The organism is Ramlibacter monticola (assembly GCF_016722785.1).
GTDB classification, from domain to species: domain Bacteria; phylum Pseudomonadota; class Gammaproteobacteria; order Burkholderiales; family Burkholderiaceae_C; genus Ramlibacter; species Ramlibacter monticola.
In genome coordinates, this window is sequence record NZ_JAEQNE010000001.1 from 401070 (window position 1) to 418054 (window position 16985).

Annotated in this window: 2 protein-coding genes; both read right to left on the reverse strand. The window is 69.2% G+C overall.

Annotation, left to right across the window (positions count from 1 at the left end; translation table 11 throughout):
• Complete coding sequence (locus tag JJ685_RS01820) at window positions 1–2472, reverse strand: response regulator (protein WP_201672464.1); 2472 nt, start codon at window positions 2470–2472, stop codon at window positions 1–3.
• A complete protein-coding gene (locus JJ685_RS01825; protein WP_201672465.1) occupies window positions 2469–16982 on the reverse strand; it encodes a cadherin-like domain-containing protein in 14514 nt (4837 codons plus the stop codon). The genes JJ685_RS01820 and JJ685_RS01825 overlap by 4 nt, the downstream gene beginning before the upstream one ends.
• Window positions 16983–16985 lie beyond the last annotated feature (3 nt).

Consider the following 16985-nt stretch of genomic DNA (forward strand, 5'->3'; position numbering starts at 1 on the left):
TCAGCCCATGGCGCCTTCCGGCACCTCCAGTTGGTCCGCCATGCGCAGGATGCGTTGCAGAACGCCCAAGGCCGTTGTTCCATCGCCATCCTTCGCGGCCGCTTCCAGCTCGCGGGCGGGCTCGGTGAAGGCGTCGTAGCCCACCGTGCCGGCGGCGCCGGCGAGCCAGTGGGCCAGGCGTTCCACCTCCGCCAGGTCGCCTGCCTCCTGCGCCGCGCGCGTCAGCTCCAGTTGCTGGTGCAAGCGGGCGGCGAACTTGCGCACGATGGGCACCAGCTTCGGGTTGTCGGCGAAGCGCGAACGGATCGGTCCTTCCGGCAGTCCGGGCTCCTCGCTGAGATCGATGAACACCGAGCTCGGCCCGTCCTCGCCCGGCTCTTCGGCCGAGCCTCCCAGCAGCACCGCGACGCGCTGCAGCAGCATGTCGATGTCCACCGGCTTGGTGAGGTAGGCCGTGCAGCCCGCCTGCAGCACCTCCTCCTCATAGCCCTTCATCGCGTGTGCCGTGAGCGCCACTACCGGCACTGCGAGGCCACGGCGGCGCAGCTCGCGGGTGGCGGCAAAGCCGTCCATCACGGGCATCTGCATGTCCATCAGCACGAGGTCGTAGCTGGCCGCCGCGAGCTTGTCCACCGCGACCTGGCCGTTTTCCGCCTCGTCGATCCACAGGCCCTGCTCGGCCAGCACCAGTGACAGCAGCTCGCGGTTCTCCGGGCCGTCGTCGACGACCAGCACGCGCGCCGAGGGGATGCGCCAGCGGGTGCGCTGCGGCGCCGCATCGGTGCTGGCCTGCGCCGCCAGCTGGGTGGCGTCCAGCAGGCGCACGCCCTCCAGCGGGCCGGTGGCGAAGGTGAACAGCATGCTGGTGCCCACGCCCGGCTGGCTGCTGCCGGTGAGCTCGCCCCCGAGCGCGCGCGCCAGCCGCCGGCTGATCGCCAGGCCCAGGCCGGTGCCGCCATAGCGTCGCGAGACGGATGCCTCGGCCTGCGTGAAGGGATCGAACATGGTCTCGACCCGGGCCGGATCCATGCCGATGCCCGTGTCGTTCACCTCGATCGTGTAGCTCGTGCCGCTGCAGGCCAGCACCACCTCGACGCCGCCCTTCTCCGTGAACTTGACCGCGTTGCTCAGGAGGTTCAGCACCACCTGGCGCAGCCGCGCGGGATCGGACAGCACGCGCTCCGGCACCGGCGTGAGCAGCCGCATCGACAGCCGGATGCCCTTTTCCTGCGCCTTCAGCCCGAGTTCCTGCAGCGTCCCCTGCACCACCTGGTGGGGCGCGCAGGCGATCTTCTCGACCTGCAGCTGGCCCGCCTCCACCTTGGAGAGGTCCAGGATGTCGTTGATCAGTCCCAGCAGGTGCCTGCCGCTCTGGTGGATCGTGTCCAGGTAGCGCGAGGACTCGCGCTCGCTCTTGCCGAAGCCGCGCTTCAGCAGCTCGGTGAAGCCGAGGATGGCGTTCATCGGGGTGCGGATCTCGTGGCTCATGTTGGCCAGGAACTCGCTCTTGGCGCGGTTGGCCGCCTCGGCCTCCTCCTTGGCGGAGCGCAGCTCCACCCGGCTCTGCTCCAGCAGCGTGATGTCCTCGAGGCTGATCAGCACGCCCGAGGCGCGGCCCCCGCTGGCGAGCACCGGGGAGCAGTTGACGACGAAGCTGCGCAACCGCCCGTCGGTGTCTTCCAGCTTCAGGTGCACGTTGCGCTGCACGGCGGCCGTCTCCAGCGCCACCGTCCACGGCTGTTGGCCGCCCAGGGGCAGGCCCGAGTCGTCGAGCCAGGGGATTTCGCGCACGTTGCGTCCCATCAGCCGGTGGTTGCTCTGTCCGAGCAGGCGGGTGAGCGCCTCGTTGGCCAGCACGATGTTCTGCTGCTGGTCGATCACCAGCAGGCCCTCGGTGAGCGAATCCAGCGCCGAGCGCACCCGCGAGGGGATCGCCTGCGACGGGTCGAGGTGGCGCAGCACCCGGCTGAGATACACGTAGAAGGTGGGGACGCACAGGAACGCGACGAAGGACAGGAGGATCACCAGCGGCGTCTGCACGATGCCGGCCAGGCCTTGCGGCGCGATCGGCTCGAAGCGCATCTCGAGCTGGCCCCACGGCTGGCTGGACGCATAGAGCGTCACCTGGACCTGGGTGTCGCCGGCCTGCGGCCGGTCCATGGCGACCCAGGTGCGCGCGTGCTCCCCGATCGCCACGACCAGGCGCCCGTCGCGCGTGCGCAGGCCGATGGAGTGCAGCTCCGGATTGCGCCGTTCGACGAAACGCAGCACGTCTTCCAGCCGGGCGGGCTGCTCGCTGCTCAGGAAGGCGGCGCTGCTTGCGGCGACGCTCTCGGCCAGCGCGAGCCGGCCCGCGCGCACGGCTTCCTGGCGGTCCGGAATGAGGCCCAGGAAGGACGCCGCCAGCAAGGCGGTGCTGACGATCGACGCCAGCCCGAGGGTGATGTAGGTGCGGGTGTTGAACAGCTTCACGAAAATCCTCGCAGAGGATCCGCGCCTTCGCCGGGCTGCGAATCGAAGGTCTCGTCCTCGTCCTCGTCTTCTTCCTCCTCGCCGGCGCGGGCGAGCACCGGCAGCGGATCGAGCAGGCGCCACGCAGGCAACGCGGACAGGTAGCTGCCCACCAGCACGCCGCCGCGCACCAGCCACAGCACGTAGGCCACGGACACGCCCAGCGAGAGTCCGGCCACCGAGACGCTGAGGCTGCGATCGAGGTCGAATTCCTCGTGCAGTTGCTCCCGCAGGCGGTTCAGCTCCTCGACGAAGACGCCGGAGCGCAGCGACTGCTGGAACTGCTCCGCGCCCATGCGCGCGGACGAGAGCTCGAAATTCAGGCCGGTCAGCTCGAAGCTGAAGTCGCCCTGCCCCAGGAGGCCGGCGAACTTCAGGTCCGTCGACGCCAGCGACCCGAGGCCCATCACCCGGGCCGTGTCCGGCGGCTCCGCCACGCGCAGGCGCGCGACCTCGTTGACCACCGGCAAGGTGGCCACGGGCGCAGCGGGTGCGACCAGCGGATCCTCGGCAACCGCACCGGCGGGCCGCGCCGTGGCTGGCGGCGTCGCAGGGCTGGGTGCCGGCGGCGCGCTGGTGGCGGGCTGCGTCGGCGACAGCGGCGGGACGGCCGGTGCCGGCGGCGTGAGAGGTTGGGACGGCGGCGGCGGCGGTACCTGCCCGACGACGGTGATCCTCACGCCGCCCGCGGCCTGGTCGACGCCGCCGCGTGCCGTGCCGCCGTCGTCGCGCACCATCCACTGGACTTCGGCCGTGCCGTCGGCGCTGGCCGACGTGGCGACGAACCTGAGCCCGCGCAGCTGCTCGGGGGTGTAGCTTCGGCCCGCGACGACCGGGGTCGTGCCGTCGGCGAGCACCAGCGTGCCAAGGTGGTCTGGAGGAAGCGCGGTGAACGTGACGGTCAGCGCCTGGCCGGCTTCGTCGCCGCCGCCCCCGGTGGCGTAGCTCCAGGCCAGTTCGGCCAGGCTGCGCGCCGCGGCGGCGGAATCGATGCCGATCGTCCCCGCCTGCACGCCGATCGGCGTGGGCGCGTCATTGACCGCATCCACCGTGATCGAGGCCGTCGCCGTCGCGGCGCTGAAGGCCGAACTGCCGCCGTTCACCGTGGTGTCGGCGCGCGCGGCACCGGCGGTGCCGCCGCTGCCGTCCCAGGCGCAGAAGGCGAGCCCCGTGGCCGTGCCGTTCCAGTCCGCGTCGGCGACGAAGCGGATGCGAGTCTGGCCGTCGCCCCACAGCAGTTCCGCGGAGGCGGCGCTGACGCCTTCGAAATTCGACCAGTGGGCGCCCCCGTCGCGCGAGAACTGCCACTGGCCCGCGCTGCTGCTGGCGGAGACCACTGCCACGCCGACGCGACCGCCCGGGTCGCTCGCGTGGCCGGCGAGGAGATCCTCCACGCGGATGCCGGCGTTGTCGGACGCGTCCTCGCGCACGGACGGCAGCACGTTGGCGCCGTCCAGCACCGGGGCCTGGTTGGCGACGCGGATCGTGAGCTGCTCGGACAGCGTGTCGGTGCCGCCGGCGTCGTCCGAGACGTTGAAGCTGAAGGTGGCGCTGCCGCTCGTGCCGACCGCGGCGTGGAAGACCATGCCCTGGAGCTGGGCCACGGTGTAGCGGCTTCCCGAGGCGACCACCGTGCCATCGGCGAGCGTGATCGTTCCCAGCGCAGACGGCAGGCCGGTCACCCGCACGGTCAGCACCTGGCTGGCGGCCTCGTCGGAGCCGCCGCCCACGCCGTAGGAGATGCCCGCGAAGCCCAGCGACGCCGTGGCGCCTTCGCTGACGGCGACCTCCTGCGGCGTCCCGCTGCGAACCGGCGCATCGTTCACGGGGCTGACGCGGATCGCCAGGACGCCGGTGGCGCCGGTGCTGGTGGTGTAGGCGACCTGCAGCACTTCGCCGTTCCAGTCGGCCTCGGGCCTGAACGACCAGTTGCCGCCGGCGGCCAGCGTGAGCGTGCCGACGCCGCGCAGCGCCACGCTGCTGCCGGCGGCGTAGTCGTTGCCGGCGATGCGGAAGCTGGCGATGGCCAGGGCGGAGTCGGGGTCGACATCGTTGGCCAGGACGTTGCCGGCGACGAGGCCGTCCTCGGTGCCGGTGGCTGCGTCGTCCGTGATCACCGTGGGATCGTCGACGGCAGCCACGTCCAGCGTGACCTTGGCCGTGGCCGTGCCCCCGTTGCCGTCGCTCACCGTGTAGGTGAAGGTGGCGGGGCCGTTGAAGTCGGCGGCGGGCGTGAACACGATGGCGCCGTTGACGAGGCGCACGGTGCCGCCGGTGCCGCTGGTCACGGAGGTGATGCTCAGCGCGTCGCCTTCGGCGTCGCTGTCGTTGGCGAGCAGCGTGGGCGGGGCGATCGTCAGCGGCTGGTCTTCGGTGGCCGCGAGGGCATCGTTAACTGCGGCCGGCGCATCGTTGACGGAGGCGACGTTCACCGTGACGGTGGCAGTCGCGGTGCCGCCGTTGCCATCGCTGACGGTGTAGGTGAAGCTGCCTGTGCCGTTGAAGTTGGCGGTGGGCGTGAACACGATGTTGCCGCCCACCAGGGCCACGGCGCCGCCCGTGCTGCTGGTTACGCCGGTGATCGTCAGCGAATCGGCGTCGGCGTCGGTGTCGTTGCCGAGCAGCGTGCCTGGCAGGATGGTGAGGGGCTGGTCCTCGGTCGCGGTGACGCTGTCATCACCGGCCAAGGGCCCATCGTTCACGGCTGCCACGTTGATCGTCACCGTGGCAGTCGCAGTGCCGCCGTTGCCGTCACTCACCGTATAGGTGAAGCTGCCCGCGCCGTTGAAGTTGGAGGTCGGAGTGAACACGATGTTGCCGCCCACCAGGGACACGGTCCCACCCGTGCCCCCGGTCACGCCCGTGATCGTCAGCGCATCCGCATCGACGTCGCTGTCATTTCCAAGCAGCATGCCCGGCAGAATCGTAAGAGGCTGGTCTTCGGTCGCTGTGACGCTGTCGTCGCCAGCCTGGGGCTGGTCGTTGATGGGGTCGACCGTGACGTTGACCGTGGCTGTCGTAATGCCGCCCTTGCCGTCACTGACGGTGTAGGTGAAGTTGCCTGCGCCGTTGAAGTTGGCGGTCGGCGCGAAAACGATGTTGCCGCCCACCAGGGCTACCGCGCCGCCCGCGCCGCTGGTCACGCCCGTGATCGTCAGCGCATCGGCATCGACGTCGCTATCGTTACTGAGCAGCGTGGCCGGCAGGATGGTGAGAGGCTGATCTTCGATCGCCGTGACGCTGTCGTCCCCGGCCACCGGCCCATCGTTCATCGCCGCCACGTTGACCGTCACCGTGGCAGTCGCAGTGCCGCCGTTGCCGTCACTCACCGTATAGGTGAAGCTGCCCGCGCCGTTGAAGTTGGAGGTCGGAGTGAACACGATGTTGCCGCCCACCAGAGACACGGTCCCACCCGTGCCCCCGGTCACGCCCGTGATCGTCAATGTGTCGGCATCGACGTCGGTGTCGTTCGCGAGCAGCGTGGTCGGGAGGATCGTGAGAGGCTGGTCTTCGGTCGCCGTCACGCTGTCGTTGCCGGCCTGGGGCTGGTCATTGACGGAGGCGACCGTGACCGTCACCGTGGCCGTCGTGGTACCACCGTTCCCGTCGCTGACCGTATAGGTGAAGCTGCCCCCGCCGTTGAAGTTGGCCGTGGGTGTGAACACGATTTTGCCGCCGACCAGGGCCACCGTGCCGCCCGTACCACTGGTGACGCCCGTGATCGTCAACGTATCGGCGTCGACGTCGCTGTCGTTCGCGAGCAGCGACCCCGGCAGGATCGTGAGAGGCTGGTCTTCGGTCGCTGTGACGCTGTCGTCGCCAGCCTGCGGCTGGTCATTGACGGAGGCGACCGTGACCGTCACCGTGGCCGTCGTGGTACCACCGTTCCCGTCACTGACCGTGTAGGTAAAGCTGCCCGCGCCGTTGAAATTGGCGGTCGGCGTGAATACGATGTTCCCGCCCACCAGGGCCACGGTCCCGCCCGTGCCGCCGGTCCCACCCGTGATCGTCAGCGAATCGGCGTCGACGTCGCTGTCATTGGCGAGCAGCGTGGGCGGGGCGATCGTCAGCGGCTGGTCTTCGGTTGCCACGAAGGCATCATTGCCCGCGGCCGGCGCATCGTTGACGGAGGCGACGTTCACCGTGACGGTGGCGGTCGCGGTGCCGCCGTTGCCGTCGCCGACGGTGTAGGTGAAGCTGCCTGCGCCGTTGAAGTTGGCAGTCGGCGTGAACAGGACGTTGCCGCCCACCAGTGCCACGGTCCCGCCCGTGCCGCTGGTCACGCCCGTGATCGTCAACGTGTCGGCGTCGACGTCACTGTCGTTGCCAAGCAGCGTACCTGGCAGGATGGTGAGGGGCTGATCTTCGGCGGCCGTCACGCTGTCGTTGCCAGCCTCGGGCTGGTCGTTGACGGGGTCGACCGTGACGTTGACCCTGGCCGTTGCAATGCCGCCCTTGCCGTCGCTGACGGTATAAATGAAGCTGCCCGCGCCGTTGAAGTTCCCCGTGGGCGTGAACACGATGTTGCCGCCCACCAGGGTCACCGTGCCACCCGTACCGCCGGTCACGCCAATGATCGTCAGCGCATCGGTGTCGACGTCGCTGTCGTTCCCGATCAGCGCGCCCGGCAGGATAGTGAGGGGCTGATCCTCGGTCCCCGTGACGCTGTCGTCGCCACCCACCGGCCCGTCGTTCACGCCAGCTACGTTGACCGTCACCGTGGAAGTCGCGGTGCCGCCCTTGCCGTCACTCACGGTGTAGGTGAAGCTGCCCGCGCCGTTGAAATTGGCCGTCGGCGTGAACACGATGTTGCCGCCTACCAGGGCCACGGTTCCGCCCGTGCCGCCGGTCACACCGGTGATCGTCAGCGTATCGCCGTCGGAGTCGCTGTCGTTACCGAGCAGCGTGCCTGGCAGGATCGTGAGAGGCTGGTCTTCGGTCGCTGTGACGCTGTCGTCGCCGGCCTGGGGCTGGTCATTGACGGAGGCGACCGTGACCGTCACCGTAGCCGTCGTGGTACCACCGTTCCCGTCGCTGACCGTGTAGGTAAAGTTGCCCGCGCCGTTGAAGTTGGCGATCGGAGTGAACACGATGCTGCTGCCCACCAGTGCCACCGTGCCACCCGAGCCACTGGTCACGCCCGTGATCGTCAGCGCATCGGCGTCGACGTCGCTGTCGTTACCGAGCAGCATGCCCGGCAGGATCGTGAGGGGCTGGTCCTCGGTCGCTGTGACGCTGTCATCGCCAGCCACTGGCCCATCGTTCACGCCTGCCACGTTCACGGTCACCAATCCCGTCGCCGTGCCGCCGTTGCTGTCACTGACCGTATAGGTGAAGCTGCCCGCGCCGTTGAAGTTGGCAGTCGGCGTGAACACGATGCTGCCGCCGACCAGTGCCACCGTTCCGCCCGTGCCACCGCTCACACCCGTGATCGTCAGCGCATCCGCATCGACGTCGCTGTCGTTGCCGACCAGCGTACCTGGCAGGATGGTGAGAGGCTGATCTTCGATCGCCGTGACGCTGTCGTCCCCGGCCACCGGCCCATCGTTCACCGCCGCCACGTTGACCGTCACCGTGCCAGTCGCGGTGCCGCCATTGCCGTCAGTGACCGTGTAGGAGAAGCTGACCGCGCCGTTGAAGTTGGCAATCGGTGTGAACACGATGTTGCCGCCCACCAGCGTCACCGTGCCGCCCGTACCGCCGGTCACGCCCGTGATCGTCAACGTGTCAGCATCGACGTCGGTGTCGTTCGCAAGCAGCGTGCCTGGCAGGATCGTGAGAGGCTGGTCTTCGGTCGCTGTGACGCTGTCGTTGCCAGCCTGGGGCTGGTCATTGACGGAGGCGACCGTGACCGTCACCGCGGCCGTCGTGATACCACCGTGCCCGTCGCTGACCGTATAGGTGAAGCTGCCCGCGCCGTTGAAGTTGGCGCTGGGCGTGAACACGATGTTGCCGCCGACCAGGGCCACCGTGCCGCCGGTACCACTGGTGACGCCCGTGATCGTCAACGTATCGGCGTCGACGTCGCTGTCGTTACCGAGCAGCGTACCTGGCAGGATGGTGAGGGGCTGATCTTCGATCGCCGTCACGCTGTCGTCGCCGGCCACCGGCCCATCGTTCACGTCGGCGACGATCACCGTCACCGTGGCAGTCGCGGTGCCGCCCTTGCCGTCACTCACCGTGTACGTGAAGCTACCCGCACCGTTGAAGTTGGCGGCTGGGGTGAACACGATGTTGCTGCCCACCAGGGCTACCGTGCCGCCCGTACCGCTGGTCACGCCCGTGATCGTCAATGTGTCAGCATCGACGTCGGTGTCATTCGCGAGCAGCGTGGCCGGGAGGATCGTGAGAGGCTGGTCTTCGGTCGCCGCCACGCTGTCGTTGCCGGCCTGTGGCTGGTCATTGACGGAGGCGACCGTGACGGTGACCGTGGCTGTCGTGGTATCACCGTTCCCGTCACTGACCGTGTAGGTGAAGCTGCCCGTACCGTTGAAGTTGCCCGTGGGAGTGAACACGATGTTGCCCCCCACCAGGGTCACTGTGCCGCCCGTACCACTGGTCACACCCGTGATCGTCAGCGTGTCGGCGTCGACGTCACTGTCGTTCGCGAGCAGCGTGCCCGGCAGGATCGAGAGGGGCTGGTCTTCGGTCGCTGTGACGCTGTCGTTGCCAGCCTGGGGCTGATCATTGATGGGGGTGACCGTAACAGTAACCGTGGCTGTCGTGGTACCACCGTTCCCGTCGCTGACCGTGTAGGTGAAGTTGGCTGCGCCGTTGAAGTTGACGGTCGGCGTAAACACGATGTTGCCGCCCACCAGGGCCACAGTCCCGCCCGTGCCGCTGGTCACGTCCGTGATCGTCAGCGTGTCGGCGTCGACGTCGCTGTCGTTCGCGAACAGCGTGCCCGGCAGGATCGTGAGGGGCTGGTCTTCGCTCCCCGTTACGGTGTCGTCCCCGGTCACCGGCCCGTCGTTCACGGCCGCCACGTTGACCGTCACCGTGGCAGTCGCAGTGCCGCCGTTGCCGTCGCTGACCGTATAGGTGAAGCTGCCCGCGCCGTTGAAGTTGGCGATCGGAGTGAACACGATGCTGCTGCCCACCAGTGCCACCGTGCCACCCGCGCCGCTGGTCACGCCCGTGATCGTCAGCGCATCGGCATCGACGTCGCTGTCATTGCCAAGCAGCATGCCCGGCAGGATGGTGAGGGGCTGGTCCTCGGTCACCGTGACGCTGTCATCGCCAGCCACGGGCCCATCGTTCACGCCTGCCACGTTAACCGTCACCGTGGCAGTCGCAGTGCCGCCGTTGCCGTCACTCACCGTATAGGTGAAGTTGCCCGCGCCGTTGAAGTTGGCAGTCGGCGTGAACACGATGTTGCCGCCCACCAGCGCCACGATGCCGCCTGTGCCGCTGGTCACGCCTGTGATCGTGAGCGTATCGGGGTCGACGTCGTCATCGTTGCCAAGCAGCGTGCCTGGCAGGATGGTGAGGGGCTGATCTTCAGTGGCCGCCACGCTGTCGTCGCCAACCTGGGGCTGGTCATTGACGGAAGCGACCGTGACCGTCACCGTGGCTGTCGTGGTACCACCGTTCCCGTCACTGACCGTGTAGGTGAAGCTGCCGGTGCCGTTGAAGTTCCCCGTGGGCGTGAACACGATGTTGCCACCCACCAGTGCCACGGTCCCACCCGTGCCGCCGGTCACACCAGTGATCGTCAGCGTATCGGCGTCGACGTCGGTGTCGTTCGCGAGCAGCGAGCCCGGCAGGATCGTGAGGGGCTGGTCTTCGCTCCCCGTTACGGTGTCGTCCGCGGTCACCGGCCCGTCGTTCACGGCCGCCACGTTGACCGTCACCGTGGCAGTTGCGATGCCACCGTTTCCATCGCTGACCGTGTAGGTGAAGCTGCCCGCGCCGTTGAAGTTGGCGGTGGGCGTGAACACGATATTTCCCCCCACCAGGGTCACCGTGCCGCCCGTACCGCTGGTCACGCCCGTGATCGTCAACGTGTCGGCATCGACGTCGCTGTCATTGCCAAGCAGCATGCCCGGCAGGATCGTGAGGGGCTGGTCTTCGGTCGCTGTGACGCTGTCGTTGCCGGCCTGGGGCTGGTCATTGACGGAGGCGACCGTGACCGTCACCGTGGCAGTCGCGGTGCCGCCATTCCCATCGCTGACGGTGTAGGTGAAGCTGCCCGCGCCGTTGAAGTTGGCAATCGGTGTGAACACGATGTTGCCGCCCACCAGGGTCACCGTGCCGCCCGTACCGCTGGTCACGCCCGTGATCGTCAGCGTGTCGGCATCGACGTCGCTGTCGTTACCGAGCAGCGTACCTGGCAGGATGGTGAGGGGTTGGTCTTCGGTCGCTGTGACGCTGTCGTTGCCGGCCTGGGGCTGGTCATTGACGGAGGCGACCGTGACCGTCACCGTGGCCGTCGCGGTACCACCGTTCCCGTCGCTGACCGTGTAGGTAAAGCTGCCCGCGCCGTTGAAGTTGGCGGTCGGAGTGAACACGATATTGCCGCCCACCAGTGCCACCGTGCCACCGGAGCCACCGGTCACGCCCGTGATCGTCAGCGTATCGGGGTCCACGTCGCTATCGTTGCCAAGCAGCGTGCCTGGCAAGATCGTGAGGGGCTGATCCTCAGTGGCCGTCACGCTGTCGTTGCCGGCCTGGGGCTGGTCGTTGACAGGTGTGACTACGACGGTGACTGTGGCAGTCGCGGTGCCCCCGTTCCCGTCGCTGACCGTATAGGTGAAGCTGCCCGCGCCGTTGAAGTTGGCGATCGGAGTGAACACGATGTTGCCGCCCACCAGCGTCACCGTCCCGCCCGTGCCGCTGGTCACGTCCGTGATCGTCAACGTGTCGGCGTCGACGTCGCTGTCGTTACCGAGCAGCGTGCCCGGCAGGATCGTGAGGGGCTGGTCCTCGGTCGCTGTGACGCTGTCATCGCCAGCCACTGGCCCATCGTTCACGCCTACCACGTTCACGGTCACCAATCCCGTCGCCGTGCCGCCGTTGCTGTCACTGACCGTATAGGTGAAGCTGCCCGCGCCGTTGAAGTTGGCAGTCGGCGTGAACACGATGCTGCCGCCGACCAGGGCCACCGTCCCTCCCGTGCCGCTGGTCACACCCGTGATCGTCAACGTGTCAGCATCGACGTCGCTGTCGTTACCAAGCAGCATGCCCGGCAGGATCGTGAGGGGCTGGTCCTCGGTCGCCGTGACGCTGTCGTTGCCAGCCTGCGGCTGGTCATTGACGGAGGCGACCGTGACCGTCACCGTGGCCGTCGCGGTACCACCGTTCCCGTCGCTGACCGTATAGGTGAAAGTGCCCGCGCCGTTGAAGTTGGCGGTCGGCGTGAATACGATGTTGCCCCCCACCAGCGTCACCGTCCCACCCGTGCCGCTAGTCACCCCCATGATCGTCAGCGCATCCGCATCGACGTCGCTGTCGTTGCCAAGCAGCGTGCCCGGCAGGATCGTGAGAGGCTGGTCTTCAGTCGCCGTCACGCTGTCATCCCCAGCCAACGGTCCATCGTTCACGCCCGCCACGTTCACGGTCACGAATCCCGTCGCCGTGCCGCCGTTGCCGTCCGAGACCAAGTACGTGAATCCCGCTGCACCGGCGAAATCGGGGGCCGGCGTGAACAGCACGTCGCCACTGGGCAGCAGCGACACCGTGCCCCCGACGACGTCCGCCACACCGATGATGGCGAGCGCCCGGCCCTCGACGTCGGTGTCGTTGGCCAGCAGCGCAGCGGCATCGATCGTCAGGGGCTGGTCCTCGACGCCACCGGAGACCGTGTCGTCCGCAGCCTGCGGCGGATCGTTGACCGCTGCGAGATCCACCGTCACCACCGCGGTCGCCGTACCGCCATGGCCGTCGGAGACGGCGTAACGGAAGCTCGCGGCACCGTCGAAATCCGGCGTGGGGGTGAACACGATCCGGCCGCCGGCCAGGACCACGGCGCCCCCCGAAATGCTCTCGACGTCGGTGATCGCCAGCACGTCGCCGTCCTGGTCGCTGTCGTTGCCCAGCAGGGACTCCGACGCGATCGTCAGCGCCTCGTCTTCGGTTCCGGCGAGCGCGTCGCCGCCCGCCTCCGGCGCGTCGTTCACCGCCCCGACGACGACCGTGAGCGCGCCGGTGGTCGTCCCGCCCTGGCCATCGGAGACCGTGTAGCTGAACTGGGCGTTGCCGTTGAAATCCGCGGCCGGCGTGAACACGATGCTCGCGCCCGATAGCGTCACGGTACCGCCCGTTCCGTTCGCCACCCCGACGATGGTGAGCGCATCGCCTTCGGCATCGGCGGCTCGGCCCAGCAGGTCGCCGATGTCGATCGGAAGCGCGGTATCCTCGTCGGTCCCCAGCACCACGGAGCCGAGCACGGGCGCGTCGTTCACCGCGGCGAGGTCCACCCACACGGTCGCCGTCGATTCGAGGCCGGCCGGATCCCGCACCGTGTACGTGAAGCTGGCCCGGCCGTTGAAGTCCAGGTCCGGCGTGAACACGATGTCGCCGCCGGAAAAGTCGACGCTGCCGCCGGTGGCCGACTGCACCGAGACGATCGCCAGCACACCGTCGTCGACGTCCGTGTCGTTCCCCAGAAGCGCCGCCTGCTCGATCACCACCCGCTGGTCCTCGACGCCCGACACCGTGTCGTCCGCGAGCCGCGGCGCGTCGTTGGCGGGCGCCACGTCGACGGTGACCACCCCCGTGGCGGTGGCGCCATCCTTGTCCGCCACCGTGTAGGTGAAGCGGGCCGTGCCGTTGAAGTCCGCATCCGGGGTGAAGGTGATCGTTTCGCCCGAGAGGGTGACCGTCCCGCCCGTCCCCGAATCCACGGACGTGATGGCCAGCACGTCGAACAGGTCAGGGTCCGTGTCGTTGGCCAGCAGGTCGCCGGCGGCTATGGCCAGAGGCACGTCCTCCGTCGCCGACACGCTGTCGTTCACCGCCTCGGGCAGGTTGTTGCTCAGGAGCACGCTCACGTGCACCGTGCCCGTCGCCGTTGCGCCATGGCCGTCGCTGACCGTATACGTGAACTCCGCCTGGTTGCCGAGGTACAGCAGGTCCGGGACGAACCGGATCGTGCTGCCGGAGAGCGTCACGCTGCCGTGGGCCGCCCCGCCGACGCTGACGATGGTCAGGGTGTCGCCGTCGGCATCCGTGTCGTTGGCCAGCAGCGTGCTTGCCGGGATGTCGATGGCGAGGTTCAGGCTGGCCGTGGCGGTGTCGTTCGCCACCACCGGCGGATCGTTGACGGGCGCGACGTTCACCGCCACCGTGACGCTCACCGCGCCGCCATGGCCGTCGGACACCGTATAGCTGAAGCTGCCGGCTCCGCTGAAGTCCGCGCGCGGCGTGAAGACCAGGTTGCCGCCGGAAAGCGCCACGGTGCCGCCCGTCCCGTTGGCCACGCCGATCACCGTCAGGGTGTCGCCATCGACATCGGAGAACTGGGCGAGCAGCGTCGCCGGGGTGATCGTGAGCGGCGTGTCCTCGTCCGTGTCCAGCGGCGCGGCCACGCCCGTCGGCGCATCGTTCACCGCCGCGACGGTGACCGTCACCAGGCCCGTGGCGCTGGCGCCGTTCGCGTCGGTCACCGTGTATTCGAAGCTGGCGGTACCGTTGAAGTCCGGCGCCGGCGTGAAGACGATCTCGCCGTCCGAGAGCGCGACGCTGCCGCCCGTCGCGGCGCCGACGCCGGTGACGGTGAACCCGTCGCCTTCGACGTCCAGGTCGTTGCCCAGCAAGGTCGCCGGCGCGATCGTGAGCGCCTGGTCTTCGGTCGCGCCGAGGTGGTCCGGGCCCAGGCGAGGTGCGTCGTTGACCGGCGCGACGGCGACGGCAGCCGTCGCCTCCCGGACGCTGAAGGCGCTGCGGCCGCCGCTCTCGGGAACGACGACCACGGAGCCGGCCGTGCCGCTGGTGCGGTCCCACGCCCTGAAGGTGATGCTGCTGCCGCCCGCGTAATCCGCGGCGGGTACGAAGCGCACGCGGGTCAGCGCGTCCGCGTTCAGCAGCAGCGCGCTGCCGGCGGCGGGCGGCGCCAGCGTGGCCCAGGTGCTGCCGCCGTCGCGCGTGAATTCCCAACTGCCGTTGCCGGTGTCCACGCCCGTGACCGCGATGCCCCGGAACGCGCCGGCGTCGGCATCGCTGACGTGCCCCGCCACCAGGTCGCCCACCAGCGTGCCGCTCGCCGGCACGTCTTCCAGTTGCCCGTCGAGGTCGTTGCTGCCGACCAGCACCGGGGCGACGTTGTTGAAGCCGGAGAACAGCGCCACGACCGCCTCGCCGCCGCCGCCGTAGAGAGGCTGGTAGCCGTCCGGCGTCGCCAGGGCGATGCCGCTGTTCGTGGTGCTGCCCACCAGGTAGAACTGGTCGCCAGCCCAGGCAACACCGCCCGTGACGAGGCCGGTGCCGAAGTACGTGCCGTAGACCAGGTCGCTGGCGCCACCCCGCTGCGGCGCCAGCACCAGCGCAAAGCCGGTGTCCCCACTGGTATTGATCCGGCTGTAGGCGTCGGCCGTGGTCGGCAGGTCCGAGGCGTCCGTGTGGCCGACGATCACGACGAGGCCGTCCGCCACCGCGATCCCCGTGGGGCTGTCGTTGAGCGTCGCCGAGAGCCCGCCGGCGGCATCGCGCGAGCCGCCGAGGAAGGACGAGTACACGAGCGACGCCGCGCCGGCGAGGCTCGTGTCGTAGATCCTGAGGAAGCCGGCCTCGTGCCCGTGGGGCGTCGTGGCGAAGGCGCCCGCGGTGGTGACGAAGCCGGAAGCGACGGCATCCCGGGTGCGGCCGATGACGTACGCGCGCCCGTTGGCGTCCACCGCCACGCCGGTGGTGAAGTCGGCCTTGCCGGCGCCGATGTAGGTGGCGTAGGCGAGGTCGCCGGCGCCGTCGAACTTCGCCAGGAAGCCGTCGAAGCTGCCGGGCCGCGTCACCTGTGCGCCGTGGAGGGTAACGTTCCCCGTGGAGCGCGTATCGCCAACGATGTACGCGTTGCCGGCCGCATCCACGGCGATGCCGGTGGCGCCATCGTCGCCGCCGATGCCGCCGTATTGCGTCTTGTACACGGGGGTGCCGCCGGCCGTGTACTTGTTCAGGAAGGCGTTGTCGGACTCCCCGGAGACCGTCCCGGCCACGTAGATGTTGCCGCCCTGGTCGATGGCGACGCCAGAGCCCATGTCGGTGTTGCCCGCCGCGCCGAAATAGGTGCCGAAGACCAGCGCGTTGCCGGCGCTGTTCAACTTGTAGACGAAAGCCTCCTGCGGATTGCCGGAAGTGCGCGTCGCCTGGTCGGCGCCCGCCGTGACCGCGAAGTCGCCCGATTTGGTCCATCCCGCCACGACCGCGTTGCCGTCGGCGTCCACCGCGATCGCCTGGCCGGCCTCGCCGGCCGAGCCCCCCACCCGCGTCACGTAGAGCAGGCGGGTGAGGTCGGCGCTGAATTTCGCGACATAGCTGTCGTTGCCGTCGGCGCCGCCCGGGACCACGGCGCCGAAGCTGCCGGTGTTGGAGTTCGTGTGGCCCGTGACGTAGACCGATCCGTCGCGGCCGACCGCCACGGCCATCGCCGTTTCGCTGCCCACGTCACCGAGATAGGTGGCGTGCGCCAACACAGGATCCACGACCAGCGCCCGGCTGCGGTCGTACGCGCCGACCGCGATGCGCACCGTGCCGTCGGCCTGCAGCTCGTAGCGGCTCTCCACCGCTTCGCGGCCGGCGGCGCCTTCCTGGTAGCTCACCGGCGCCTTGAAGCGCAGGTCGCGGTCCGTCCCGGCCACCTTCAGCACGAGGTCGCCGTTCGCATCGACGTTGGCGCTTTCGATGCCGTCGAACTTCAGCCGCAGCTGCGTCGCATCGGCGCCGGGATCGAGCACGAAGTCGTATTCGAGCTGCTGCTGGTTGCCGTAGTAGCGGACGTCGATGCCCTCGTAGACGTCGCGGTACAGCACGCTGCCGTAGTTGACGATGTCGGTGATCCAGCGGCTGCTGTCCGCGCCGACGAGGTAGTTGCTGCGGGTCGCGAGCAGGTCCTGGCCCTCGGGCGCGGCCGGGTCGGCGCCCACGAGCTCCAGCCGCACGGGCTGCGCAGCGCCCTCCAGCAGCAGTTCCGCACTGCCGCCCGAGAGCCGCACCGCGTAGCCGAGGCCGGAGGCGGCGAAGTCGACGCCCTCGCCCAGCTGCCCGGCGTCGGCCTCGAACTGCAGCGGGGTGAGCGCGTAGGCCGCTCGCACCGCGTCGGCGGCCAGCGCGCCGGTCGTCGCGCTCGCCTCGCCTCCGTACTCGAAGCCGGCGTCCAGGGTGCGCTGCTCCGCCGCGGGCGCGATCGCCGTGTCCAGGCCCAGCAGGCCGCCGGCGTCGGCGGAATAGAGCAGCCGCGGCTCCAGCCACTCCGCGTGGGGAGCAATGCGCTGCGGTCGTGGGGGCTTGTCCTTCTTCCGGCGCAGCCAGTGCGTCAGCATCAG